We start from the raw sequence: 26,273 nt of genomic DNA, 5'->3' as shown, positions 1-26,273 counted from the left end.
TCCCGAATTAGCGTCAATCTGACCGCCCAGAGGAACTAATCGCTTGACGAAACTCGCAAAAGAAGTGAACCTAAACTCTCACGGAACATAGAGAAGTCACTTTTCTGGAGAAGTCTCCCGTGCTCAATCTCATCCGAGCGGGGATCTTGGCGAGTTTTGCGCTCGTTATTGCTATCCAAAATCCATCTCTTACCTGCGCCGATGGCACTGAAAAAGCCGCCACGAAGCAGTCGCTTTCGCGCGTCCGCTCGTTCAGCGAAGTGGGCGAATTCACGCGTGCCTTCGAAGAGCTTTCGCAGGTCACCGACCCATCGCTGCGAGACGACGGGCACAAGATGATTGCCGACATTCAAATGAAAGCCGGCCTAATTCATGCCGCCGTCGAAACCGCGTCGTATATCGAAAGCGATCAAACGCGTTCCGACGTACTAACGCAGGCCTCCCAGCAGCGTAGCCAAACGACCGGCGCCAGGGGTGGCGGGATTACGCCTGACTTCGATCAGCTAATCGACTTAATCACCACCACCGTCGAACCCGAAACCTGGGAAGAACTCGGCGGTGCCGGGGCGATCTCACCGTTCCCGACTGGGGTTTATGTCGACTCTGAAGGAACGCTGAAGCGCGTGACAACGCTTACCAACGACACGCTTCTTTCCGAAGTCCACGACGCGGCCAAGATTGCGACCGCGAACCAGAACGTTTCGAACAATTCGCCGCTGAGAAAAGTCTCGCTCACGCGATTGGAAAAAGAATCGCAGCTGCTATGGGCCGTTGGGCGCGAGCCAGACGACACGATGAAGAACCTAGCGGGGATTTACGAGGTCAAGTATTTGCTCGTCTATCCTGAAACGGGCGAGATTGTCATTGCCGGTCCTGCAGGCCCATGGCAACCCAATGCAGAAGGACGCCCAGTCAATCAAGCGACGGGACATCCGGTTCTCCAACTGGACGACTTCGTCGTGCTGCTTCGCAACGCGATCGACAACCAAGGTAAATTCGGCTGCGCGATCACGCCGACGCAAGAAGGCCTGAAGAAAGCGCAAGCCTATCTCGACTCCACGTCCGACAAACCACTGCATCCACGTCAACGCGACCATTGGCTGGAAGGTTTACGAGACGCCGTTGGCCCACAAGAGATCACCGTTCATGGGGTTAGCCCTGAAACGCGTGTCGGCCAAATCATCGTCGAAGCCGACTATCACATGAAGCGAATCGGTATGGGTCTGGAAGAGGGCACAGCCGGAGTGCCGAGTTACCTGGACATGGTTACGATTCCGCCGGGCGGTACGGCTCCACCGATGGACGTTCTACGTTGGTGGTTCACGCTCGACTATCGCAGTGTGAACGTCAACGAAGGTCGTAATGCTTTCCAACTCGCCGGTCCTGGTGTGAAAGTTCTCAGCGAGAACGAAATGCTGGACGACCAAGGCAAGCGAATCCACACCAACAAAAGTACCGCCGAAAACGCGACGTTTGCTCGTAATTTCTCGCAGAACTACGATGCGTTATCGGTGAAGTACCCGATCTACGCCGAAATGAAAAACATCTTCGACTTGGCGATGATTTGCTCGTTGATCGAACAAGAGCGAGTCGCCGATCAAGCCGACTGGGGCATGACTCACTTCGGTCCGAAAGGGAACTATCAAGTCACCACCGGCCCGGTTCCAAGCGTTGTCGACACGATCATGAACATGCGTGTCATCAACAAAAAGCACATCATAGCCGGCGTGAGCGGAGGCGTCAGCTTCGACCCTACCGCCATGCTGACCGACGACGCCATGAAAGTCGACGACTACGGTCTCATGAAAGCAGACCGAGCAGCGAGTGTTGTCCCTAAAGATATCAAGCACCACGATTGGTGGTGGGACTAGTCCTTCTATTCGGAGCTAGTCGACTCGGGGTGCGGGAGCGAGCATGAACCGTTCTTCCATTCCGCCGAGCATGATCGTTTCCACCGAGCCTCGGCGTTTGCCTGCTTGAACGAGCAAAACCGAAATGTCGGGGTAATTCGACAGGAAAGCTTCGGTTTCCTCCGGGCCCATTACGTAGCATGCGGTTGCCAATGCGTCCGCCAACGCAGCACTCGGAGCGATGACCGTTGCCGACAAAACTTGGGTGGCTGGTCGTCCGCTGCGGGGATCAAGCACGTGGCCGTACTTCTTCCCTTCGTGGATGAAAACCTGAAATGCGGCCCCGGATGTCCCCAGCGCCTCGTTCTTCAGGTGAACCGTTCCGATTCGTCGATCTGGACGCAACGGATGAGGAACGCCCACTTCCCAGCCTTCGCGCCCGGTTCCATCGTGTCGCGTTCCATTGGCTAAAACGCTGCTCGTACCGCCATGCACTAGAAAGTCTTCCACTTCGGCGTCCAGCAAATGTTCTCGGCACCTATCCAGCGCGTACCCTTTGCCGATACTGCCTAGGTTCAGCTCCACGCCTTCCTGAGTGAAGAATAGGGTTTGGTTCTCAGCGTCGAGTTCCAGCTTGTTGCTGCCAACGGACTGCATCGCTTCAACCAGGTCGTTTTCGTCGGGCACTTTTCCTTCGCGGTCGAAGAACCCCCACACTTTGGATAACGGTCCAGCCGTAATATCAAAAGCTCCGTGCGTATCGCGAAACAGCTGGACGGAAAGCTGAAGCAACGCGAACAGTCGCGGTTCAACTTTCTGGGGACGGAGATAGGCGGTCGCTCCCAACATGCAGATCTCGCTGTCATAGCGATAAGCGGAAAGCTGCTGCTCTAGCTGCGTCACAAGATCGAGCGCGCCGACGGCCGCTTCGGTTTCGCTGCCAGGCCCCATGGCGTTCAAGTAAACCTCGAACTGGCACGCCATCGCCTTCCTGGTAAGCTCGATCAAGTAGGCCCCTGGAGCGGTTGAAGAAGGAACCTGAACACCCGATTTTGGGGCTTCTTCCGCCTCCGCTTCGCTTTGAGAGCGTATTTTTCCTCGCAAAAAATTGCGGCGGCTGGCCAGTCTTTCCTCTTCAGACGTCACGATTCATCCCGGAAGTAGCCCAGACGGGGCGTAAGTGTCGAAAATCTGTCCCTGTTTCCAGTTCAGGGTTATACTAATTGTGAACGCTATTCCCCAGGAGGCAACATCGATGCGTCAATTGGTTCTCGCCCTTGCAATTGGAACTCTCGGCAGCCTAGTCACCGCTTCGTCGGTCGTCGCTCAAGATTCGGATCGCCGCGCGAAGCCACCAACATTCAATGGGGCCACAACCAACATCATCTTCTTCAAAGATGTTTTCGCCGAAGCCTTGGAAGGGGAACGCCCTGCGATCTTAAGCGAAAACCGTCAGGCTCCTGCTATGGCATCCAATGGTGGCGGTGGCGGAATGGCATCTCCCGCGGCCTCGGGGGGTGGGGAAGCTGGCGAATGGGCCGACATCATCTCCCCCACAACGATCCAGGACGAAGTTAAACGCCTGAACAACCAGCTATTGGAAACAGTTCAGAACGTCCGGAAGTTCAATGGTGGAGGCTTCGAGGAAGCTCGCCGCGACTTTACCGAACTGGCCATGCTGTTTGAAATCATCGACGAGCACGACGGTGACGTCCGCTGGAAAGAATTCGCGTTGACCGCTCGCGACGGTTTTGCCCGGGCCGGGTTCAACTCGAAAGTTGGCACCGACAACTCTTTCAAAGAAGCCAAGCTTCGTGCGGAAGATCTCGAACAGTTGGTACGTGGCGGATCGCTAGATGTTCGCGAAGCCGATCCCAAAGCAACCTGGGAAGAAATCGCCGATCGCCCGCCACTGATGCAGCGTCTGGAAATCGCTTATCAAAAACGTTTGAAACCGATGACCGCGAGCGCCTCAGAGTTCAACGACAACATCGAAGACATTCTGCATGAAGCCGAAATCGTCGCGGCGATTGGCCACGCGATGCAAAAGGAAGGCTTCGAGTACTACGACGACGAAGACTACGTGACGTTTTGTCAGCAGATGCAAGATGCCGCGTTACGTGTCGTTAAAGCGGTGAAAGAAAACAACGCCGACGAGGCACGCAAAGCGACCGGTGACGTCGGTCAGGCCTGCACGCTTTGTCACGAGAGCTACCGTTAGTCTTCTTGGAACTTCGGGATGACCAAATCTGGGATCTCGCCTGGCAACCCAGCAAAGCTGGCTACGACTTGGTTCGGATCGTCTTGAATAACAATCGGTTGGCCCGAGAAATCGCTGACCGGTATCTCCTTGGGCGGATGCCCGTTTGCCGTCTGAACGGCGGCCAGCCATACCATCATGCGTGATTTGTCTTTGGCGATATCGGCATGCTGTGCATGCATCCCGCTAAGGAGGAAGTCGCCTGAAACGGTTGGGTACGTTCCCGAGTTCGCCGCAACATTCAGTGCGTCGGTAATGGCGGCCAGCTTTTGGGCCCGCTGATGGTACGGCTGCGAAGAGAAATCGACGATCTTCTTCATCGCGTCCAAATAAAAGGCCTGATCGGTGGTCAGATTCTTCATGATCTTCGAGGACAGCTTGGCGAATTCGCCATTGGCCATCATGGCATCGTATTCCTCGCGGGTTAGAAGCGAAGCGAGATGCCCAGCTCGAATCATTTCCAAAAACTGCAGTCCGCTCGCACGATCGGCGATCCAAAGCTGCTTGTCCTCAGGCCAGCCTTGCATGGTTTGCTTGAGCACTGTCTCCAGTGTGCGCAGTTGCTTTGCCGAAAATTCGGGATGCTTGAGCAGTGCTCGGAGCGTTATGAGCGTTTCTTCGCGAATGGCAATCGCCGTGTTCCGAGCCGGAAGGAAGGGTACCTGATTCAACTGATCGGCATAGGCGAGTGCGTATGCGGCGGCTGTCACGGCTTCGCTCATGTTGTTTTGACTCGCCTGCCTGGCTGCCTCCAATAGTTCGGCCCGGGCCAAGCAGTGCATTGTGGAGGTCCAACTCGGATCGGCGAGAATGCCTTCTTCCAGATGAACTGGAAACCGAGCTTTCGGTTGCAGCAGCACGTTGCGACCAGCTTTCCGCTGGGTATCCCACTCGGCGAGGAAGTCTTGCCCTTGCGTCGAAACTAACAAGTCGCGTCCAGGCGACTTAGGGTTCCACCAATGCGCACTGTCGATCAACGCGTCTTCGACATACTTCGGATCGCTCCCGCGGAGAAACTTGGTGACCATCTCTCCGCTCACAGCGTCGGTTCGATCTCGATACGCATCGGCCACTTGGGGTGGTAGTGCCTGCTGAGCTTTTAAACGCTCAAGTTCCCCTTTGATCCGCGGGTCGTTCACCGTTTGCGAGAGCTTCAACTCTCCGAAATCGGCCGGCGTCGCCGCATCGCCGTAGGGATCTGCCGGAGGTGACGATCCGCAGCCAACGGAAAACACAAAAGAGGTTAACAAGAGCAGTACGACAGTGCAGCGAAGCATGGGGAGGGTTATCCGGAAAAGCCCGAGAAGTGGAGTCTCAGCTATCGTACCGAGATCAGGATGAATCAGAAAAGCTCGATTAACTCGGCCAGCCCAGTCGCAGCAAGTTCGTTCCCAGTGACGAACCGCCCAGGATGGGTCCACTCGGCGATCAATTCCTGCTTCGTGCCGAACAAGCTTGCCAGCATCGAATCCATCTCGGAATTCAAGTGATGGTAGTGCCGAACCCACTCAGCTGCTTCGGTCACGGGGATATTCTCGTCGCTCTGCCAACGCATGGGATGAAACAGCATCACGCTCCATGGCGTTACATACCGTTTTTTACATGCCGCGAAGGGCCAAATGGCGGCAGAAGAACACTCGCCGATCACGATACCAGTCGCGTTGATCTTCCGTAGCCGTAGCAGCGTTACCAAACCGATGGCCGCATACGAGCTTCCGCCAGGGGAATCGAAGTAAAGCGTGCATTCGCCTTCGAGGGGGACTTCCAAGATTTTCTCGTAAATCTCGGTACACGATTCCCCGAACTCGCCAGAGATGACAATCTCAGACGGGCCGGTTTCTTCTTCATGCTCGGAGTCGGGGGAAGTGTCCGGTTTGGCAGGCTTGGCCATGAGGATTGCTCGCTGCGTTACGTTGGCGTGCGGATCGGCGGTATCAAATATTCCGTTTATGATAACGCAAGCAACTATCGCGGTAAGTGACCGACGATCCTCGGCACGTTCAGGGCACAATTTCCGAACTGAATCGTTAGATTCGTCGTAAAATTCTGCAGTCTGCCACCGTCAAACTGGCAAGATGGATGAATTGACCCACTTTTACGGATATCATGAGAGATACCCTCTCGTTGAAATTCGCCCCCATTTGCAGGAGCTACACGTGATGAAACGTTTTTCCCCGGTCGCTATCGGCCTGGTTCTTTTGACTGCCTTTGCCGTTGTCGCCGAGGACAAGCCGGCCGAGAAAAAGGCCTCCGAAACGATCTCCTTCGGGGAAGGCCATCTGGAAATGGATGCCCCTGAAGGCTGGAAGTCGGTCAAGCCACGCGTTGGCATTATCGACGTCGAAATGCAAGTTCCTGCTGCCAAAGGGGACGAAACGGCTGGCCGTGTCACGCTGATGGGGGCCGGAGGGAGCATCGATGCGAACATCGACCGCTGGAAAGGCCAGTTCGTGAAAATGACCAAGGAAGCTTCGGTCAAAGAAGTCACGATCGCCGACCAGAAAGTACACATCGTCGAACTCGTGGGTGACTTCAAAGACCAGCGTGGCCCTTTCGCCCCAGCTGAAGTCAAAGAAGGCTACACCATGCTGGCCGCGATTATCACTACCGACAAGCTAGGCAACTACTTCCTGAAGTTCTACGGTCCATCGACAACCGTCGATGCGAACAAAGAAAAGTTCATGGAAATGGTGAAGAGCCTGAAAGTGAAAAAGGCGGCGTCCTAATTCCCTAAGAAGCAGCCAAGGGAGGCGATTCTTTCCGTTCGCCTCCCTTTTTTATGCGCACTTAATTAACGCCTGGCGCGAAATCGTAGGAAATCGAGTCCCTGATCGTCCCCGTCTGTAGCCAGGGCTATATTAGTGTGGAGTAAAACGGCGAAGACTCGATCGATTGCCAGGTTTTCGTCGACGTTAACGATTTTGTCGATTCTTCCCCGACGCGGACATCCATGAAGATTCATCAGTTCCTGGAACACTACGGTATTCAATCGAACCCATTCGCCGTTGAGGACGCCCAGACCGACACCGTCTTCAAAAGTGGCTGCATCGATACCACCTATCACCCTGCCTGGCAGAAAGTATTTGGCGACCCGCAAGATCCTTCCACCTCGATTGTGTTTGGTGAAAAAGGAGCCGGAAAAACGGCTATGCGGCTACAAATCGTCGACCACATTGCCCGCTATAACCGAGAAAACCCGACACAACAGGTTTACGTCATCGAGTACGACGACTTCAATCCGTACCTCGATCGATTCCGCGAACACCAAATCGGACGTAGTCGCCGCCCTGATCGAACGTTAAAGCGTTGGATGCTGTGGGATCACATGGACGCCATCCTGATGATTGGCGTGACCAGTTTGATCGACCGCATCTTGAGCACCCGCAACAGCATGGCCACCCCAGGCTGCGACATCAGCGACAGTAGCGTTGCGAAACTCGATAAAAACCAGGCTCGCGACTTGCTTCTTCTAGCCGCTTGTTACGACGAATCGACCACCGAAACGTTCAAATCCCGCTGGGCTGCGCTGCGTAAAAAGCTGAACGTCTGGTCGCTGCAATCGTGGGGAGCGTTTTCAATCGGCGTGGTCACCTCGGTGGTGCTCGTGGCCGTGATTGCTTCGCTGCTGATCGGTCGCGGCGATCTGGTCGGCCCATGGTGGCTCTACCTGATCGCGTTTATCGCTGGCTGGATGCCATGGCTTATCAAAGCAACCCGAGCCGTGTGGAAGGCTCACCGAATCTATCGAAATGTGAAAGTGAGCAATCACGAACGTATTCCACTCGCTCGCACGTTGATGACGTTTCCGATGAGCGAGCTTTCTTCGCAGCCGTTGCCGATGCACCCTCGCACCGACGATCGCTATGCGATGCTGAACAAGTTCAACGGCATTCTGCGATCCCTGGATGTGACTGGGATTATTGTGATTGTCGACCGAGTGGACGAACCCCATCTAATCAACGGCTCACCGGAACTGATGCGTCTGCTGCTTTGGCCGATGCTCGACAACAAATTCCTCAAGCAATCAGGCATCGGCGTGAAACTGCTGCTGCCAATTGAACTGCAGCAGTTCGTTGAACGCGAGAACAAAGAGTTCTATCAACGAGCACGTCTCGACAAGCAGAACATGATTCCGTCGCTGCAGTGGACAAGCGAAGCACTGTACGACGTCGCAAGTGCTCGCGTGCAGGCAGTCTCCAACGGCGAGGCCCCTTCCCTGCAGGACATGTTTGACGAAAGTATCTCGAAACAACGTATTTTCGAGGCATTTCGCCAGCTTCGCGTGCCGCGACATTTGTTCAAGTTCCTGTATCGTTTGCTGGTTGCCCATTGCAACAACTACACCGACCAGGATCCGAGCTACAAGATTTCCAGCCAGACGTTCGAGTCGACTTTGGCGGTGTACCTTCGCGAACAAGACGCGTTTGATCGCGGACTTGGGGCCGGTTAGTAATTGACCAAAAATCGACGTTGACACTTCTTCCCTGTTTTGGGAAATTCCCAACTGTTCTCCGTTAAAGCCGGGCAGCAAATGGCTGCCGCGGTGCGAATTATCAGTAAGGAATTAAGCGTCATGCACGGAAGCAAGTACGCGTGGTTGTTACTGGCTGCGACCATTCTTGTTGGTTGCAATCAATCGAACAATCCATCCGATACGGCCCAGAACAGCACGTCTCCTGAAGCGACCGACGAAAACATCGTCGTCGAGAAAATTCAGGACGATGTCCAAAAGGCAGTCCAAAACCCGAAAGCGGTAGTGGACTTGTTCCTGATCTCGTTACGCCAAGGCGATGCAGCCACGACAAGCCGTCTGCTCACGACCAAAGCACGCTTGGAAACCGCCAAGCACGACATGGTGGTTCGTCCGCCAGGAAGTGCAACAGCTAAGTTTGTCGTCGGTCAAACGATCTACACGACAGAAGCACGAGACATTTGTCACGTTGAGTCGAACTGGACCGACGTCGATGACGCTGGCCGACGTCAGACATACGAAATTGTCTGGATCCTTCGCAAAGAACCCTCCGGATGGGCGGTTGCCGGCATGGCTACCGAATTATTTTCGGGAGAAGCTCCCCTCGTGATGAATTTCGAGGACCCACTGGACATGCTGGCTCAACAACAGCGAGCTGAGCTGGAATTGACGCGTCGTGGAAACGCTGCCGGTGAAAACTCACAGGTAATGCCTGCCTCGCATTCTTCGACACTTAACCGCTAAACCATCAATAGCGGCTAATAAGACAACCTAGTGCCTTGCAATGGTGCGAAAATGCACGTTATTGCAAGGCATTTTCTATTTCTTGTGCTAAGTTTCCACGGATAACCGAATCGGGTTTGCGGTCAAGCACGTGTGATTTCCGGTTGTGAGGGGTGTGCGGAAAATCTTCTCTAAACACTCTAAATCCCCTTCGCACTGCTTGACTTGGCTTCCAGGCTTGGTAATTTTACGGCCTATGCTTTGTAACGCATAAATTCCGCGTAATCACCACAGATTCACAACAGGGTAATCTGGGAATGGTTCGCGGGGTTTCCGATGATCCTAACAAGTCATCGGGTAATGTCCTCCGACGTTTTGCCGTCGTGGTCGGGGGATCACGTCGGACGGCGTCTTCGTGTTTTACTCCCGTGCACTTCGGTAAGTGAAGTAGTTTGGAGGATTCTCAAATGAATCGTGTTTTCACTCTCGGTATCGCGATCTTTTTCGCGGTCGTCGGTATGGCTTTGATCGGTGGCGAGCGTCAAGCTGACGCTGGCTTCGGTTGCCATGGTTGTTTCGGTGGTCATCACAAGTCCTGTGGTGGTCTTTTCGGTCATCGTAAGGCTTCGTGCTGTGCACCAGAGCCTACCTGCTGTGCTCCAGAACCAGCTTGCTGCGAACCAGAACCAGCATGCTGTGGTCGTAAGCACAAGAAGCATTGCGGTGGTGGTCTGTTCGCACGTTTGAAGGCTCGCCGTAGCTGCTGTGCACCAGAACCAACCTGCTGTGCACCAGAACCTACTTGCTGCGCTCCTGAGCCAACCTGCTGTGCTCCGGAACCCGTTGCTTGTGGTGGTTGTGACACCGGTTGCACCTCGTGTGCTCCAGAACCAACTTGTGCTGCTCCTGAAGCCGCTCCGGCTCCAGCACCAGTGCCAGCTGAAGCTGCTTCCCCTTCGGAAGAAGCTCCTCCAGCACCACCAGCTGAAGCCTAATTTGGCTTTAGCTCTCTCTTAGTGGACCAGGCCTGCGGACACTAAGGGAAAGTCTGCTGATGGCTTGCGGGATTTGCCCTGTTGCCCGCGATCCTCAGAGGATTCAAAAAAGACCCGGTTTTCCTCACCAGGAACTCCGGGTCTTTTTATTTGCCTATTTGCATGGCCGAATGAGCCACAATTTGTGGAAGTCGTTCGAACCACCTTCTGTCACGAACTACAATCAAAGAAGTAGTCCTACCTGACGTTTACTCTAAGAGCGTTTGCATGCCTTCGACTAAGCCTCCTGCCGGAGAATCCCCCGACTTTGCCGGCCTCAGCCCGAAAACTCGCAGCGTTATTTCGCTAGTTCTGTTTGTCTATTTGTTTGGGCTATGGGTCGTCGTTTCCAGCTCGCTCGGAGGTGGCTATTCGTCGCTGCTGCATGAGAAGCTGTTAAATTTGTTCCAGCTTTATACCGAGCCGCTCAATCTTGAAGTGCGAGCCTCGCCATATAGCGTTTATTCCGGCACCCCGACCGACTACGAACACTTCTTCCGCGTTGAAGCCACGTCTCCCGAAGGTGAGCCGCAAACCTACACAGTGCCAGGCCCCATGCTGGGTTCCGGTCTGAAAGACCCTTACCGCTACGAACGGCTCGCGAAGATCGTCGGCATGCAGGCCGAGATTAACGACGACACGTTGCCAGCGGAAATTACCAAAGGGATCGGCCAATATTTCCTTCGCCAGACCGGCAGTCCCAAAGTGTCCATCAGTTGTATCCGACGACGTCCTCAGCCGATGGAACTGCAAATCGACGGTCAGGTTTTCCACGAGAACCCAAGAGATCCTTCCTACGAGACAGAGTTGTACCGCGCCACGGTCCTCCTCGATTCGGAAGGTTCATTCCAGCTGATCAAAGAAATGGCGACCGAACATGTCGCGCCGGTCGAGTAATACAGGAACCCCACGCGTGCTTGGCAATTATTTCACTCGGTTCTCCGATACCATCTCTGAAAGCTGGAATCGATTCTGGTTTCAGAAAGACAGCCCCAAAGCGGTCAGCGTTTTGCGTATCGTGGCTGGCGTTGTCGCGTTGATTTATGCATTGTCGTTTACATCGGAACTCGCGATCTGGTTCGCCGATGGCGGCATCATGCCGATCGATCGCACCAATCGATTGATCGGTGCGGACGACCCGACAGTTCCTGTCTATCAATGGTCGCTGTTCAAGCTGGCCCACTCCGCCACCCAGCTGTACGTGCTGCATGCCATCGCAATTGTATCGATCTTGCTATTCACCATCGGTTTTCAAGCACGGTTTACGGCAGTCGCTGCGACAATTTTCGTGCTATCGTACGCCGAAAGAGCCCCGATGCTGATGGGATTGCTCGAACCGCTGCTCTGCCCTGTAATGATCTATTTGTGCTTGGCTCCTTGCGGAGCTTACTATTCGGTCGATGCCTGGCTGCGAGCTCGAAAAGGGGACACCGAAGCGATTCCTCCTTCTTTTGGTGCTCATATCGCCGTTCGCTTGATCCAAGTTCACCTCGTCGCGTTTTACTGGATGATGGCGTTCGCCAAGCTTGGCAACCCGGTCTGGTGGAATGGCGAAGCGATGTGGTGGCTGATCGCTCAGCCAGAGAACCGTTTGATTGATCTGACATTCCTGCGTGCTTCCGAAGGCACTCGGCTGATCGTCTTCGGTTGGACGCACATGGTGGTCTTTTTCGAACTCGCGTTCGGACTATTGATTTGGTTCCGAATCTGGCGTCCCCTGCTGACCGCCTTGGCTGTACTGCACTGGACAGGGCTAGGACTAGTTACTGGGCATTGGGAATTTGCTATCCTGATGATCGGTCTGAGCTTCGCGTTCTCTCCCTGGGAATCGCTGGCCCTGCCCTCCCCTGCCGAGAGCGAGTCGACGTCGAAATCAGATCGCTCTGCCGAACCTGCCAACGCTGGAGCCTAGAAGTTCCCGGCGAAAACCAACCTCCCGCGAAGGAGCCTCCTCGATGAAGTCTCACGGAACCATTTCGCGCCGCCAGCTGATGCTTGGCACGTCCTGTCTCGCTGCTGCCGGTATGTTGCCGGGAACTTTGCCAGCCGCGGAGCCCATTGCCGATCGCAAGGCACCGAAATTCAAGCTGAGCTTGGCCGCTTATAGCTACCGCAAGCTGCTGCAAGATGCCAACTCTGGCGTGACGCTGAAGACGTTCATCGATGACTGCGCCAAGATGCAGCTCGACGGAACCGAGCTGACATCCTATTACTTCCCCAAAGATGTGACGCCGGGATATTTGTATGACTTGAAGTCGCACGCATTCCGCCAAGGGCTTAGCGTTTCCGGAACAGCAATCGGAAACGACTTTGGACATCCGCCTGGGGAAAAACGCGACGAGCAAATCCAACTCACCAAGACATGGATTGAAAACGCGGCGATGCTTGGGGCTCCGGTCATTCGCGTTTTTGCCGGGCATCAAAAGAAGGGCGTTTCCGCGGAAGAAACACACAAATTGATGGTCGAAGGCTTGAATGAAGTCTGCGACTATGCCGGAAAACATGGCGTCTTCCTGGCCTTGGAAAATCATGGTGGTCCCACGGCCACGGCTGCTGGACTGCTGAAGCTTGTTCAAGCTGTCGATAGCGAGTGGTTTGGCGTGAATCTAGATTCTGGCAACTTCCACAGCGATGACATCTATGGCGAGCTCGCGCAAGTGGCTCCCTACGCACTGAATGCGCAAATCAAAGTGGTGGTCTCTGGCCCTGATAAAAAGAAGGTCCCGACCGACTTCAAACGAGTCTTCGACATCCTCAGCGAAGCCAACTATCGTGGCTTCGTCGTACTGGAATATGAAGAGAACGAAAATCCACGCGAAGAGTGCCCGAAGTTCATCGAGACACTACGTGAAGCGATGGGTTAAGTTCGGCCAAGTAGCTTTTGAATCTCTTTCCAAGGACGCGTGTTCACGACGTCCTCCTTGGTTAACCCTGCTCGACGTGCCTGCATAATTCCGTAACGCATCACTTCGAGCCCTTCGATCTTGTGGCCGTCGCTGTTGATTCCGATTGGAATGCCGCGTTGTTTTGCGGCGTGACACTGAATGTCATTCAAGTCGAGCCGCGCCGGGTTGGCATTCAGCTCCACGAACTTGCGGTTCTCCTTGGCACACTGCAGCACCGCCTCCAAGTCGACTTCATACGGTTCGCGCCGGTTGAGCAGCCTTCCCGTTGGGTGTGCAACGATGCAGATATTGGGGTTTTCTAGAGCCCCAATAATTCGGTCAGTAATCTGCTCTTTCGGTTGGTTTTGCCCGTAGTGAACACTGGCAATAATCCAATCTCCTTGCGAAAGGACATCGTCCGGCAGATCCATGCCCCCCTTCTCAAGAATGTCGCATTCAAGCCCTTTGAGGATCTGAATCTGACCGTCGTATTTCTTGTTCAGCTGATCGATCGTCTTCCACTGATCTAGCAGCCGCTCGGCATTCAAACCGTTGGCCATGCTGACACGTTTGGAGTGGTCGGTAATCGCGATGTACTTATACCCTTTTGCAATGGCAGCTTCGATCATTTCCTCCAACGTGTTCACACCGTCGGTTGCGTCGGTATGCATATGCATATCGCCAACAATATCTTCCACGGTGATCAATGCCGGAAAGCCACCAGACTCCGCGAGCTTGAACTCTTCGCGGTTCTCACGCAATTCTGGCGGAAACCATGGTAAATCGAGGGCCCCATACACATCCTCTTCGGTCTCTCCGGCAACGTACGTTTCGTCTCCGTTCTCTTCGACTTTGAACACGCCATATTCGTTGACTTTCAACCCAAGCTGCTTGGCGATCCCTCGAATCTTAACGTTGTGTTCTTTCGATCCAGTAAAGTACTGCATCGCTGCACCGTAGCTTTTCGCTGGTACGACGCGTAAGTCGACCTGCATGTTGTTGACCAGGCGGATCGACATCTTCGTATCGCCTCGAGCAATAACCTCTTCCAGCTCCGGGAACTCCCCGAGACGATCCATTGCCGCGGTAGCGGAATCGGCAACGGTCAAAATATCGATATCTCCCACGGTTTCCTTGCCGCGGCGATAACTGCCAGCGAACGTTAATCTGTCGATTCCTGCAACACTTTCCAGATGTTCTCGCAGCCGAGCGACTAACTGGTCCGCTTTCGCCCAATAAACTCGCTGCTCAGCCGTCGCGGCGAGATCGATGCCATTAAGAATGGTCTGCTCGGTTTTTGCTCCGAAACCCTTTAACGCTCGTACACGCTCCTGCTGACAGGCCTCGCGCAGGTCTTCCAACGTGGCGATGCCCAACTCTTTGTAGATGACGGCCGCCTTTTTTGGACCTAGGCCTGGGATTCGCAACATGGCGAGAACCGACTGCGGAATCTTGCTTTGCAGCTCTTCTAGCTGAGGCAGCTTTCCGGTTTCGACAAGCACCTGGCATTTGTCGGCGAGATCTTTGCCGATTCCTTCCAAGTCGGTCAGCTTTTGCGACTTGTCTTCCAAGAGGTCGCTAATCTGTTGCGAGAGGCCTTCAATCGTCCGCGACGCGTTTCGGTAGGCTCGAATTCGAAATGAGTTGGCACCTTGGAATTCGAGAAGATCTGCCAGCATATCGAACTTGGCAGCAATTTGAGCGTTGTTCATGGCGTCCGCCAAAGAAAGTGATTCGTGTGTCCTCCTTCAGCGTAGCGACTGCCATTCGATTCGATCAACTCCCCCACCGCGCATGAAAAAGGAGCCCTCGATTCGAGAGCTCCTTTTCATTGAAAATATTCTATCGCTGAAAGCGACTATTTATCCAGTGAGTACCAGCCGTCGTTGTTCGCTTGGATTGAAGCCTTGGGCGGCGAATAGGTGTTGCGTGGTGGCTGGGTTGCCATTTGGTAGCTTGCCGGAATCACAGGCGTCCGCTGATCCAAACCGGCCGTCTTGTCGCGTGGATCAAGCAGGCGAGGTGCTTCGTTGGACGAGCCCGAGTTGGAAAACTGAGGATCTGGAATCGGCGTGACCGGAGCCACTTTCCACTGGCCACTTGGAGCCGGAGCGGTCGACGATGGCGTAATCGTTGCCGAAGGAGCTGGTCGCTGGCTAGTCACCGGCTGCGGCATGTAACGATTGATCGGAGCCGCACTTGTCGAGCTTTCGATCGTCACGCCACCCGAGCTGTTCAGCGAAGGACCTTCCATTTCTGGTCGCAGCGCCGGACGCGTATCGGCAGGCTGATTTGGCTGCGTAGTTGGTGGCCCTAAATACTGCTGCGGTTGGGGACTTGGCTGAGTCGAGTACTGCGAGCTCGGAGCCGAATAGGTCGAACCCTGAGGAGCTGCCTGAAATTGTTGCTGTGGCTGCTGGTACTGGGCCGCTGGCTGATCGTTGCGTGGCATCCACTCGCCTGGCTGGGGCGAAGTGATCGTACCACTCGGTGCCGATGTAGCGGGGACCGAGTAACCGTTGGAAGCACAACCGCAACTCGACGATGCAGGCACCGACGCTGCGCCGAACGCAGGAACGCGCTGAACTTGGTATCGATTGGTCGTGCAGCCTTGATAGCCGACGACAGGCACCCCTGCCGAATTCGGTTGGTAAACCGGAACAGGGCGATAAACGGTCGTTGGAATACGTTGAACCTGCGAGTTGTAGTTCATCGCCGGCGCGTAGCCAACGGTCGTCACTCCGGTACCAGGAGGACAAGAACCATACACCGACGGCTGATAGTTTGCCTGAACGGTGGGATATGCAGGATAGTTGGTCGTGATCACCGGGGGCGCAACGGGATAGGCTTCGTCGTTACCCCATAGCCAGTCGGTCAGCCAACAAGCCTGGGCAGCGCTAGGGTTGTTAAAGACAGTCAAGCTGCAAACAACCAACGTAAGAACGGTCTTGATCGGCGAAGCAGTCATCCGGGAAATATCCTTCCGGTTGAAAACGCATCAGGTCGTCGATCCTTCGAACCTCCAAAAGTCGGGCCTCCATAGCCTCGCATCGATAAAAAGGGACGGTGAAGAATAGATCACAGGCTTGAGTCAGAACAGAAAAAATCGCAACGATTTTCCCAACTTCGCCTGCTCACGGCGTCGCAAGTGCCAATCGGCGAAGCGACGTCGACCAGAAAAAGCGTTCCGATCAGCGAAAGATTAGCAGCCTGGTAGCACCGTCTGGCCGGATGATTGATAAATTCCGTGCGATTCGCACCAGTGATATAACCGGAAGAAGTACGCACGTATATCGCCAGGCTCTTCTTCCCAAAGCTCTTCCAGGGACTTTTCGTAAGGCGTTGTGTCGCAGGCAAAAAGCATTCTTGCGAGCTCCAATGCAAGCGTTTGCTTTGCTTCGGTTCGCAGTAACACAGGAATGCCGCACTCGGCATGGCACGTCACCAACAGCCGGGCCCCTTTGTGCTGGCAGCGCCAGCGTATCCATCGTTGTCGCCAGAAAGAAAGCTGCTCGAATCCGTCGATCACCAAAATCGAACTTACGTCGAGTGTGCCAATCGGAATCGGCTCACGCTTTCGCGATGCTGTCAGTCGGACACGTTGCTCGTTCAAGCCAATCTCTGCCCAATGCTTCGAAAGGCTTTCCAGCAGCGTCGACTTTCCACTTCCATGCGGCCCGACAATAGATCGCTGCGTGCCTGGATTCCGCATCGTTTGCAAAATGAAATCGAGCGTGTCGTTATCCGGAAAAATAAACGGTATCGCCCCAGGACGCGTGAATCGTGTGGAAAACGGATTACGCTGCATCATCGGCTCGTTTCCTGCTGGAAGCTTTCGCCGAAATGGCAACCGCCGGAGAAAGCTCGCCGAGACGGAATGGAACTTCTTCCATGAATTCGCGGCCTTGCTGCATGAACACACGCACACGAATCGCCCAGCGTATCTTGACGATTAGTCCCTGGTAAGACAGTGGACTGCGCGGCAAACGCGTTTGGAATTTGCGACGTTTTGTTAAGTCGGCATCGTTCCGGTCGAGCGGAAGCAAACGGCGGAAATCATGCGTGGCGAGATCCTCTTCCCCAGTTCCTTCGGTGTACCAAAGCACAGATGCCTCGATGGCTTGTACTTCTGACGGACGAATTCCGGTAATCTCGAAACTGGCGATCAGTTCTTCGTCAGGAAGGTAAACGCGACTTGGCCGGTCAAGTGTGATCTCAATTTTTGGATTCGGGCTCATCGCACCATCTCCACGTCGGCCGGATAGACGACAATCGGAAAACTGCGAGTCAGTCGCGTGGAATGCTCGGCGTTGATATGCACCAGCAGTTTCCAATGAATCGCATTGTGATCCGACTTGAAACTATGCATACACCCTTCAGGAACTTTCAACTGGTAATCGGCCTCGAACGGCAGACCGGGCTTGATCTCAAAACCTTTAGCGACTGCGACCTCTTCTTCCACCACGCGCTTGACTTCGCTGCGTACGTCGGTCCCTTGCAGGAACGTGGCGGCCTCTTCACAGATCAGCGAGATCCGCAACTGCTTCACTTTCATCTTACCTGCCTGGGTAACGAAGACGCGGTATTCCTTTCCAGGATAAAGGGGATGGTTGGATATTTCCAAACCAGTCGGCCCGACGCGCGTATGAGCGGTCACTTCCCTCAGAAACTGCGAAATCGCCGCCAATGCGATACCGATCGTCGGCAACGAAACGATTGTCAGCATCCAATCAGGTTTTCCGGCAATATGATTTCCCAACGCGGCAATAAAGAAAACGCCAGCCATGCCGCTCCAAAGCAGGCTGAAAATCAACGTCGCCAAGAGCCACCAGCCCGGCGAGACTTCAATCGGCAAGCGAAATGCCAGACGGACACCGGGACTGTTCGTTAAGTTGGCATCGTTTGGAATCGACGGATAGGTCGCTGGGGGCATCGCTTCGCGAATGAGATCTAGCGTCTTCGCTTTCTTCGCGATCGCAGCACGGCGTTCAACGGATGTGCCCATCAAGAGCAGCGTATAAATCAAACCAATCCCGCCGATGACAATAAACGAGATCAGCACGAGAAAGATGACCCATAACCCCCACGCTGGTGTGCGAGCCAAAATGACGCTTTGTCCAGGACTATCTGGATCGTACCAACAAGGGTAAATCCAGCCTGGCTCGTAGCCATCAAGCCGATTCCACGCCGCTTCTTCGGTCGAATACTCCGTCGGCGAGCGTCGCAGTGTCCAGTGCGAGTACTGACGATCAGGAAGTTCCAGTACGACAAGAGCTTCCGGTTGATAACGCGGGTAGTCATCGGTACCTGTCTGAACCACGCGTGTCTCGTGGATAGTGCATTCCCCTTCCACGTAGGCAACTTCCGGGAACATGGTCCGAATCGGCCAGGTCTCCAGAACCGTCGATGCCATGGTCATTGCCGTGAAGATGACACCAAAAAAGAAGAGCGCAGAGAAGAAAAAGGTCTCGCCAACACTGGCGACGACACGCGAAACGGTTCGGCGGGAACCGCGTTTTTTCTCCCAGATGCGAAACCAGCGAGGCATACTGTCTCTTTGGAAACCAACGAAGCGACAAGTCGAGCTGTTCTCGAGCAGGAGCAGCCGATTGGCTCGAGACCGTCCTGCGCGATACCATGCTAAATATAACTGGATTCAACACTTCGCGGCACCGACTCCCCTCAGGTTTCTCTCATGATTACTCGCCGATTCTGCTGGAATTTCCTCGGGGTAGCTGTCGCCATGGCAATTATCCCCAGCATTGCCATGTCTGGCGATTGGCCTCAAATTCTGGGCCCCAACCGAAATGGGCACGCCGAAGAGGAAAAGCTGCTGGATAAATGGCCAGAAAAAGGGCCTGACGAAATTTGGAAAAAGAATCTCGGTACTGGATACGCTGGACCTGCCGTTGCGGATGGCGTCGTCTATCTATTTCACCGGGAAAGCCGATCGGAACTTCTCGAGGCTGTCGAACTCAAAACGGGCAAGAAGATTTGGACCCGCGATATGCGAGCCTCGTATCAACCGTCCATTAACCCGGACGATGGCCCCCGCTGCGTTCCCGTGGTAACCAAAGATGCGGTGATTGTATACGGAGCCGCTGGAATCCTCCGAAGCGTAGATCGCGAAAGTGGTAAACTCCGCTGGGAAGTAGATCTGGCTGGCCACTTCGCCGCCCCGGACGGATATTTTGGTGCGGGAAGTACTCCGATTGTTTTCGACAAGTCTGTCCTCGTGAATGTCGGTGGACGCAATGGCGCCGGGATCGTCGCCGTCAGTCTGGAAGATGGTCAGTTTCAGTGGAAGTCGACCAATGACGCAGCCAGCTATTCATCTCCAGTAATGGCCAATATTGCCGATCGCCCCTACGCCGTGTTCGTGACGCGTCTGCAAACCGCCATCGTCGATCCGTTCACTGGTAACCCAATTTATGGATTCCCATTCGGCGCTCGGGGACCAACCGTCAATGCCGCAACTCCGATCGTCTCCGGCGATAAGCTTTTCGTTACCGCCAGTTATGGTGTCGGAGCCAAATTGGTACAGCTCGATAAAAATCAGTTCAAACCGATTTGGGAGAACGACGATTCTCTTTCGAGTCAGTACAACACGCCGGTGCTCGTAGGCGACTATTTATATGGGATACATGGACGGGAAGATCTCGGTACGCCGGAACTTCGCTGCGTAGAATTCGCCACAGGAAAAGTGATGTGGTCGGAAACGTTACCAGGCACGGCTCATCTGATTCACGCCGATGGAAAGATGATTGCGGTAACCAACGAAGGAACCGCGATCTTGTTTCTGCCCGATGAAAAGAAATTCAGTGAGATCAGCCGCTTCCGCGCAAGCAACGACATCGTTCGTGCGTTGCCTGCGCTGAGCGGTGGTTATTTGTTGGTTCGCGAAACGGGCACGCGGGGAGGACCGATTCGCTGTTTTCAGATTGGTAAAACTCCGTAGTCGCTGCGACAGAGCTACCAGTTTTGCGGTGAAGCAAATGGAGTACTCGTTAAACGGCAGCAGCCGTGGCACGAGCGAGTTGGCGGGTGTGACGATAGAACCCAACGCCTTCCAGCGCCGAGTAGACCTCGTCGAGGGTCTTTTCGCCGAAGTTGGAGATGCTCAACAAATCGGCTGGTGTGCAGTTCAACAGATCGCGAACGGTGAAGATGCCCTTTTCCTCAAGGCAATTCGTAGTGCGGACAGTCAATCCGATTTCCGCAGTACTCATTTCCAGCTTGGCCAACAAATCGTCGTGCTGTTGGTCCGCCGAATTTAGAGGAATTCGTGGCATGGGTTCCCTCCCTATCGCAAAAGAAAAAGTAAAAATGGTCATGGTTCATCCCTAGAACCACTAGTCACAGTCGCTCGAAACCTGGCTTCGAAAATGGGTCCTCGCCAAGGGTCTCGCGACGCGATCGCGTTTACTATACTCATTTCTTTAGAATTGAATACCAGTTTCGGAAAAATTTACTGAAACTACCTACTCGGTGCTAGCGATGACAGCACGCCCCGAGTGGCTAGCATCGATGACATAGGTTGATGGATGACCGATCACTTATTTGAAGGCCTGACAGAAAGTCAACGCGAGGCGGTTGCGCATGTCGATGGGCCAATTCTTGTGCTCGCGGGACCTGGCAGTGGTAAGACCCGCGTGGTGACGCATCGCATTGCCTACATGCTGAAAAGTGGTGTTTATTCGTCTCAGATCGTCGCATTGACGTTCACGAATAAAGCGGCCGAAGAGATGCGTTCGCGCGTCGAACGCCTCGCCCCGGAAAGCACCGTTTGGGTCAGCACGTTCCATCGCTTTTGCGCTCGGTTGCTACGCGCTTATTCCAACCTAGTCGGACTCGAACCAAACTACACCATTTACGACACATCCGACTCGCTACAGATCTTGAAGCGAGCCATGCAGACCGAGGAAATCTCGACGTCGCACGCCACGCCGGAGAAAGTTTCGCGCGCGATCAGTTGGGCGAAGAACAACATGGTTCTTCCCGAGCGTTATGAGGCCAATTCCTCGAACGCAATCAGTTCGATCGTGCGGGACGTCTATCCCGAATACCAACGTCAGCTCCGCGCTGCGAACGCAGTTGACTTTGACGACATGCTGATGCTCGTCGCCCAGATGCTGCAAGAGAATCCTGATCTTCGGGCCGCGCTCGACGAACGATTCCGCTACATCCTTGTCGATGAATATCAGGACACCAACCTGGTTCAGTATCTCTTGGTGCGTTCGTTGTCGCAGCAGCACCCGAACTTGGGTGTTACTGGCGATCCTGACCAATCGATCTATGGCTGGCGGGGAGCCAATCTAAATAACATTCTTGATTTCGAGAAAGACTTCGAGCACGTCAAAGTGGTGCGGTTGGAACAGAACTTCCGCAGCACGCCGAACATCCTTTCGGTCGCCGATCACTTGATCGAACACAACAAGCGGCGAAAGAAGAAATCGCTGTTTACCGATCGCGAGTCTGGTCAGCCGGTCCGACTTTTGACCTACGTTACCAGTCACGAAGAAGCCCAAGCCATCGCGACTCGGATCGCGGCCCAAGTCGCCCAAGGCAAACGACGACCACGTGACTTTGCCCTGTTTTATCGAGTCAACGCACTCTCCAGAGCTTACGAAGAAGCTTTGCGACAACAGGGCATTCCATACATGATTGTCAGCGGTGTCGAGTTTTATCAGCGGAAGGAGATTAAGGATGTCCTGGCCTATGCCATGCTGCTGAACAACCCTCGCGACGACGTTGCCTTTACACGAATCGTCAACACTCCGACGCGTGGCATCGGCAAGACAACGATCCTTAAACTTCAAGTACACGCACTCGATAATGGTATCTCGATGATGGATGCCGCACGCGAGGCTGGCGTCATCGATACGCTCAACAAACGTGCCGCTGTTGCCGTCGCAAAGTTTGTCTCGCTGTTCGATCGGCTGTCGCTGAAGATCAACGAACCTGTCGAAGAAATTCTCGGGGCCATTCTCAGCGAAACCGGCTACCGTGCTCAGTTTGAAAACTCGGACGACGAAGATGACGTTTCCCGACTGGAGAACATCGACGAACTCCTTTCTTCGGCCCGCGAGTTTGACTTCCAGCATCCCGAGGATGGCACGCTTGAGCAGTACCTGGAAGACAAAGCACTCGTCAATGAAACGGATGAATTCGATACGGCACTTGATCGCGTCACGCTAATGACGCTTCACGCTGCGAAAGGGCTCGAGTTTCCGCATGTGTTCATCGTGGCCATCGAAGAAGGACTTCTTCCGCACGAACGTTCGAAGGACTCGGATGCTCAGTTGGAAGAGGAGCGACGGTTATTGTTCGTGGGGATTACCAGGGCCCAGGAAGAACTAGAACTCAGCACTGCCAACCAACGCGATTTCCGCGGCCGTCGAATGATGACGGTGCCAAGTAAGTTCCTCTTCGAGCTTCCACGCGATGAAATGGACTTTCAGGCAGCACTGGGGAGGCAGGCCCCACCCGCGGACGATTGGGAAGACATTCACGATATTCCGCCGGACGAGTTCGATCAGGTTGGCGAATCGGGCGATTTTTCTGAAGACTCGCCAAGTAATTCTCTCCCCGCGTCGTCTAAAATGCTGATGACCGCAGCCGATATGGTGAAGGGACCGAATTCGGCGAAACCTAAGTCCGATCCGGATCAATTTCATCAATCCATGGCGGTCCTGCATCCGACATACGGATTGGGCAAGATCATTGCCATGAGCGGCGAAGGGGCGAAACGAACGGCTACCGTTCAGTTCGTCACCGGCGAACAAAAGAAGTTCGTCCTCGCCTTTTCCGAACTTCGACCTGCCTCTAAGAACTGAGCTTATTGCATGAGTAATCGATACATCAAAGTCGCGCAGCTGAAAACGGTCGAGACCTTTCGGGATCGGCTTGCGGAACTTGGGCTGAGCTTACCTTGCGATGATTCGATTCTGACGCGTGAGCAACATTCGCCAATGGGCGAAACCATCGATGCCGGTGGGTTCAAAATTGGCAATCGTTGGTGTATTCATCCGATGGAAGGATGGGACGCCAACACCGATGGATCCCCCACCGAGTTTACCATTCGACGCTGGGAAAACTTCGGCCGCAGCGGTGCGAAGCTGATTTGGGGTGGCGAAGCAGCAGCTGTTCAAGAAGATGGCCGCGCGAATCCTAATCAGACGTTGGGTACGGAGTCGAATCGCTTTGGACTCGAGAAACTTTACGATGCGCTGATCAACACTCATCGCGCTGAAATTGGCGATTCGTCAGATTTGATGGTGGGCTTGCAGCTAACGCACTCTGGTCGCTTCAGCCGTCCCAATCAAAAGCACATCGCCGAGCCACGTATCGCTTACCATCATCCGATACTGGACGCCAAAGTCGGGATCGATCCCGACGACGATCGCGCCGTTTGGACCGATGACGAGATCCATGAACTGATCGAAAACTACGTTCAATCGGCCAAGATCGCCCAGCAACTTGGTTTCCACTTTGTCGACGTGAAGTGTTGCCACGGCTATCTACTGCATGAATTCTTGAGTGCTCGCTCTCGCCCTGGGCAGTTCGGCGGCGACTTCGAGGGCCGCTCGCGACTTCTGCTGACCATCATTCGTCGCATTAAACAGGAATGCCCGGGCCTGATGATTGGCGTTCGGATGAGCGTTTTTGACATGGTACCATTCCACGCAGGCCTGGAAGCAGGCGAGCCGGTTCCGTTCGATGAACTACTTCCTTATCAATACGGTTTTGGCGTGAGTGCCGAAAACCCGTTGGAAATGGACCTCGACGAACCGATTCGATTAATTCGCCTGCTGCATCAGGAAGGCGTGTTCTCCGTGAACCTTTCGGCCGGCAGCCCTTATTACAATCCGCACATTCAACGCCCTGCGATCTTCCCACCGAGCGATGGCTATCCGCCGCCGGAAGATCCGTTGGTGGGCGTTGTTCGCCAAATTGAAGCAGTTCGCGATTGCAAAAAAGCGGTTCCTGAAATGCTGCTTGTCGGAACCGGCTATACCTACCTGCAGGAATACATTCCGCATGTTGCCCAAGCGGTTGTTCGCGAAGGTTGGGTCGACAGCGTTGGCTTAGGCCGCATGGTGCTCTCGCTGCCGGAGCTTCCTCAAGTAACGCTGGAAGAAGGACAGATGCCACGCAAAAAGATCTGCCGAACGTTCAGCGACTGCACATCAGCCCCTCGAAATGGGATTGTTTCCGGCTGTTATCCGCTCGATCCATACTACAAAAAGCTTCCCGAGGCCAAGCAGCTTAAGGAAGTTAAAGCGGCAGCGACTCGATAGTTTCGGTTAAAAGCGACCGAAATTACTCTGCGGATCGGTCGAGCGTTCCAGTGACATCACTGGTCAGATCAACTTTTCCGAATCTTTCCTCGGCTGAAATAGTGTTGCGAGTAACGCGCACGACTATACTCAACGGTAGTCGTTGATTCGTTTACTCAGGGGGAAGCAAGTACGTCACCAGAATTCGCTGCGGAATCACCTCTTTCGAGGCTCCAGCAGGCGATTCTCGTACGTGCTTGAGTAATATCTATCGAGCCATGCGTGCCTATCTGACCGTTCAGGAAGGTCCTGCCCAAGGGGAAATTGTCACCGCCGAACAAGGCCTCATGCTGCGAGTCGGTCGTCAAGCGAATGCTGATTTGACGATTGCTGACGATCGCGCATTGTCAGGCCTGCACTTTGCCCTGCTTTGCGATAACTCGAATTGCCGCATTCGAGATCTGAACAGCCGAAACGGCACATTCGTCAACGGCATTCGAGTTAATCTGGTCGAACTTCACGATCGTGACATTATCCGGGCCGGAAACTCCGAGTTTCAGGTCCGCTTCGATGGCGAAATCAACACAACCGTTGTCGATCCGTTGATGTATCCCGAGATGCAAAAACTTCGCCAACGAGACGCAGCGAATGGTGCCACGGCAATGCCATTCGCTTCAGCTCAACCGGTTGACCCTCGGGCTATCGAATCGACGGGCGATATCGGCAGCAATCTCGAAGAACTCGCACGGCGACTTAACGCAGACCAAGAGGCATCGTCCGCGACAACAAGTGAAACGATCGACGCCACGCGTTCCGATTCAGTACGTATCCATCGTTTGAACGTGACGTTTGAAGACGCTTCCGGCAAACGCCACATTTGGTTGAGCCCTGGGCAGACAGTGATTGTCGGTCGAAATCAGATGGCTGACGTAACCGTCGTGGGTGATGGTTCGATTTCCGGTATCCACTTTGGACTCGATTGCGAAAGCAAACGCTGTCGCTTGCGTGACCTTCAAAGTCAGAACGGCACGCGATTGAATGACCTGCAAGTTCCCTACGCTACCATTTACACCGGCGACACATTTATTGCCGGCCAAACGACATTTCATGTTTCGATCGATGGTGGCACCGACGCGCCGGATGCGACACTTCGCACTTGGGTCTTCGAGGATCTCGTGCGTCGAAAATTTGCGACGTTTCATGCCCAAGCAGTCGGTACAGATCATCACCTGGTCGACTCTGTCGGTACCGAACCAATACCAATTGAATTCTTACGCCGTCTAGCTCGCCATCGCGATCTTGGCGTCGTGCTAAATACCGACGGCATAGACGCCAAACCATGGCAAGCCGCAGCGGACCACGCGTTTACTGACTCGGATTCAAATGTTCAGGTTTTGCACATCGCCGATGTCGAAAACGTGATCGCCGAGATCCGTGACGCGTGGGACAAAAACCACGCCACTTTTCTCTTTTTGAAAGAAGGTCAGCAAGACGCCCTCGCGAAACAGCCTGAGGCGATCGCCTGGTACCAGGAACAAACGCCGGCAACTGCCGCCAATGGTTTGAAAGTTACGGACTGGGTGCATTGGCTATGCGACTACAGCGATCAAATTACTAAGCGGCTGCCGGAGATCGAAGCGATTTTGATCTCTCACCCTGATCCCAAGCGATGGCGGATTCTGTGCGAAACCAATTTCATCAGCCAACTGAATCGTCTCGGCTATTTGCCATCGAAACCGTCCGTGCCGGACGATGCGGCAAATTAATCGGA

22 protein-coding genes are annotated in these 26,273 nt (G+C 54.2%); 13 read left to right on the top strand and 9 right to left on the bottom strand.

The annotated features are described in order from the left end of the window. Nucleotides 1–119 precede the first annotated feature (119 nt). Nucleotides 120–1,871, top strand: a complete 1,752-nt coding sequence (locus tag LA756_RS24710) for a DUF1598 domain-containing protein (protein ID WP_224437390.1) — start codon at nucleotides 120–122, stop codon at nucleotides 1,869–1,871. Nucleotides 1,872–1,886: 15 nt separating this feature from the next. On the opposite strand, the gene LA756_RS24705 is transcribed toward LA756_RS24710, so the two are convergent. Next, entirely contained in the window at nucleotides 1,887–2,996 is a 1,110-nt protein-coding gene (locus tag LA756_RS24705; RefSeq protein WP_224437389.1) for an FAD:protein FMN transferase, read from the bottom strand. Nucleotides 2,997–3,105: 109 nt separating this feature from the next. Here LA756_RS24705 and LA756_RS24700 point away from each other — a divergent pair, with 109 nt between their 5' ends. Then, nucleotides 3,106–4,071: a cytochrome c gene (locus tag LA756_RS24700; protein WP_224437388.1), complete on the top strand. Its 966-nt coding sequence runs from the start codon at nucleotides 3,106–3,108 to the stop codon at nucleotides 4,069–4,071. On the opposite strand, the gene LA756_RS24695 is transcribed toward LA756_RS24700, so the two are convergent. Both LA756_RS24695 and LA756_RS24690 read right to left on the bottom strand, forming a co-directional pair. Continuing rightward, nucleotides 4,068–5,387 carry a hypothetical protein gene (locus LA756_RS24695; RefSeq protein WP_224437387.1) on the bottom strand — a complete coding sequence of 440 codons (1,320 nt, stop codon included), beginning with the start codon at nucleotides 5,385–5,387 and terminating at the stop codon, nucleotides 4,068–4,070. The genes LA756_RS24700 and LA756_RS24695 overlap by 4 nt on opposite strands. Before the next feature lie 65 nt (nucleotides 5,388–5,452). Further along, a complete protein-coding gene (locus tag LA756_RS24690; protein ID WP_224437386.1) occupies nucleotides 5,453–6,001 on the bottom strand; it encodes an ATP-dependent Clp protease proteolytic subunit in 549 nt (182 codons plus the stop codon). A gap of 268 nt (nucleotides 6,002–6,269) precedes the next feature. Between LA756_RS24690 and LA756_RS24685 the strand changes: the two genes are divergently transcribed. The 7 genes from LA756_RS24685 (at nucleotide 6,270) to LA756_RS24655 (ending at nucleotide 13,202) form a co-directional block, all read left to right on the top strand. Then, the gene (locus tag LA756_RS24685) at nucleotides 6,270–6,836 is read left to right on the top strand and encodes a hypothetical protein (RefSeq protein WP_224437385.1); all 567 of its coding nucleotides are present in this window, start codon (nucleotides 6,270–6,272) and stop codon (nucleotides 6,834–6,836) included. 224 nt (nucleotides 6,837–7,060) lie between these two features. Beyond that, nucleotides 7,061–8,560 carry a hypothetical protein gene (locus LA756_RS24680; RefSeq protein WP_224437384.1) on the top strand — a complete coding sequence of 500 codons (1,500 nt, stop codon included), beginning with the start codon at nucleotides 7,061–7,063 and terminating at the stop codon, nucleotides 8,558–8,560. 123 nt (nucleotides 8,561–8,683) lie between these two features. Further along, a complete protein-coding gene (locus LA756_RS24675; protein WP_224437383.1) occupies nucleotides 8,684–9,325 on the top strand; it encodes a hypothetical protein in 642 nt (213 codons plus the stop codon). A 446-nt stretch (nucleotides 9,326–9,771) separates the two neighbouring features. Then, nucleotides 9,772–10,299 carry a hypothetical protein gene (locus LA756_RS24670; RefSeq protein ID WP_224437382.1) on the top strand — a complete coding sequence of 176 codons (528 nt, stop codon included), beginning with the start codon at nucleotides 9,772–9,774 and terminating at the stop codon, nucleotides 10,297–10,299. Nucleotides 10,300–10,566: 267 nt separating this feature from the next. Beyond that, nucleotides 10,567–11,235 carry a hypothetical protein gene (locus LA756_RS24665; RefSeq protein ID WP_224437381.1) on the top strand — a complete coding sequence of 223 codons (669 nt, stop codon included), beginning with the start codon at nucleotides 10,567–10,569 and terminating at the stop codon, nucleotides 11,233–11,235. Further along, nucleotides 11,216–12,250, top strand: a complete 1,035-nt coding sequence (locus LA756_RS24660) for a hypothetical protein (protein ID WP_224437380.1) — start codon at nucleotides 11,216–11,218, stop codon at nucleotides 12,248–12,250. The genes LA756_RS24665 and LA756_RS24660 overlap by 20 nt, the downstream gene beginning before the upstream one ends. A gap of 43 nt (nucleotides 12,251–12,293) precedes the next feature. Then, nucleotides 12,294–13,202, top strand: coding sequence for a sugar phosphate isomerase/epimerase (locus tag LA756_RS24655; protein ID WP_224437379.1), 909 nt, complete (start codon nucleotides 12,294–12,296; stop codon nucleotides 13,200–13,202). On the opposite strand, the gene polX is transcribed toward LA756_RS24655, so the two are convergent. The 5 genes from polX to LA756_RS24630 form a co-directional block, all read right to left on the bottom strand. Beyond that, nucleotides 13,199–14,935: a DNA polymerase/3'-5' exonuclease PolX gene (gene polX / locus LA756_RS24650; protein ID WP_224437378.1), complete on the bottom strand. Its 1,737-nt coding sequence runs from the start codon at nucleotides 14,933–14,935 to the stop codon at nucleotides 13,199–13,201. The two genes, LA756_RS24655 and polX, sit on opposite strands and share 4 nt — an antisense overlap. 146 nt (nucleotides 14,936–15,081) lie before the next feature. After that, nucleotides 15,082–16,191: a hypothetical protein gene (locus tag LA756_RS24645; protein WP_224437377.1), complete on the bottom strand. Its 1,110-nt coding sequence runs from the start codon at nucleotides 16,189–16,191 to the stop codon at nucleotides 15,082–15,084. Between the two features lie 234 nt (nucleotides 16,192–16,425). Beyond that, nucleotides 16,426–17,034 (bottom strand): hypothetical protein, encoded by a 609-nt coding sequence (locus tag LA756_RS24640; RefSeq protein ID WP_224437376.1) that lies wholly within the window; start codon nucleotides 17,032–17,034, stop codon nucleotides 16,426–16,428. Next, nucleotides 17,021–17,461: a hypothetical protein gene (locus tag LA756_RS24635; protein ID WP_224437375.1), complete on the bottom strand. Its 441-nt coding sequence runs from the start codon at nucleotides 17,459–17,461 to the stop codon at nucleotides 17,021–17,023. Before LA756_RS24635 ends, LA756_RS24640 begins: the two co-directional genes overlap by 14 nt. Beyond that, the gene (locus LA756_RS24630; RefSeq protein ID WP_224437374.1) at nucleotides 17,458–18,771 is read right to left on the bottom strand and encodes a hypothetical protein; all 1,314 of its coding nucleotides are present in this window, start codon (nucleotides 18,769–18,771) and stop codon (nucleotides 17,458–17,460) included. Before LA756_RS24630 ends, LA756_RS24635 begins: the two co-directional genes overlap by 4 nt. A gap of 147 nt (nucleotides 18,772–18,918) precedes the next feature. Between LA756_RS24630 and LA756_RS24625 the strand changes: the two genes are divergently transcribed. After that, nucleotides 18,919–20,181: a PQQ-binding-like beta-propeller repeat protein gene (locus LA756_RS24625; RefSeq protein ID WP_224437373.1), complete on the top strand. Its 1,263-nt coding sequence runs from the start codon at nucleotides 18,919–18,921 to the stop codon at nucleotides 20,179–20,181. Nucleotides 20,182–20,230: 49 nt separating this feature from the next. Here LA756_RS24625 and LA756_RS24620 read toward each other — a convergent pair whose 3' ends face one another. Further along, complete coding sequence (locus LA756_RS24620; RefSeq protein ID WP_105354087.1) at nucleotides 20,231–20,515, bottom strand: DNA-directed RNA polymerase subunit alpha C-terminal domain-containing protein; 285 nt, start codon at nucleotides 20,513–20,515, stop codon at nucleotides 20,231–20,233. Nucleotides 20,516–20,767: 252 nt separating this feature from the next. Between LA756_RS24620 and LA756_RS24615 the strand changes: the two genes are divergently transcribed. The 3 genes from LA756_RS24615 to LA756_RS24605 all read left to right on the top strand — a co-directional run bounded on the left by LA756_RS24615 (nucleotide 20,768) and on the right by LA756_RS24605 (nucleotide 26,268). Next, nucleotides 20,768–23,059 (top strand): ATP-dependent helicase, encoded by a 2,292-nt coding sequence (locus LA756_RS24615; RefSeq protein WP_224437372.1) that lies wholly within the window; start codon nucleotides 20,768–20,770, stop codon nucleotides 23,057–23,059. A 9-nt stretch (nucleotides 23,060–23,068) separates the two neighbouring features. Further along, nucleotides 23,069–24,523, top strand: a complete 1,455-nt coding sequence (locus tag LA756_RS24610) for an NADH:flavin oxidoreductase (protein WP_224437371.1) — start codon at nucleotides 23,069–23,071, stop codon at nucleotides 24,521–24,523. 236 nt (nucleotides 24,524–24,759) lie between these two features. Then, a complete protein-coding gene (locus LA756_RS24605; protein WP_224437370.1) occupies nucleotides 24,760–26,268 on the top strand; it encodes an FHA domain-containing protein in 1,509 nt (502 codons plus the stop codon). Nucleotides 26,269–26,273: the final 5 nt, after the last annotated feature.

It is taken from the genome of Bremerella sp. TYQ1 (assembly GCF_020150455.1).
Classification (GTDB): Bacteria; Planctomycetota; Planctomycetia; order Pirellulales; family Pirellulaceae; genus Bremerella; species Bremerella volcania_A.
The sequence above is the reverse complement of the archived record's forward strand: the minus strand, read 5'-3'. Positions and strand labels throughout refer to the sequence as shown.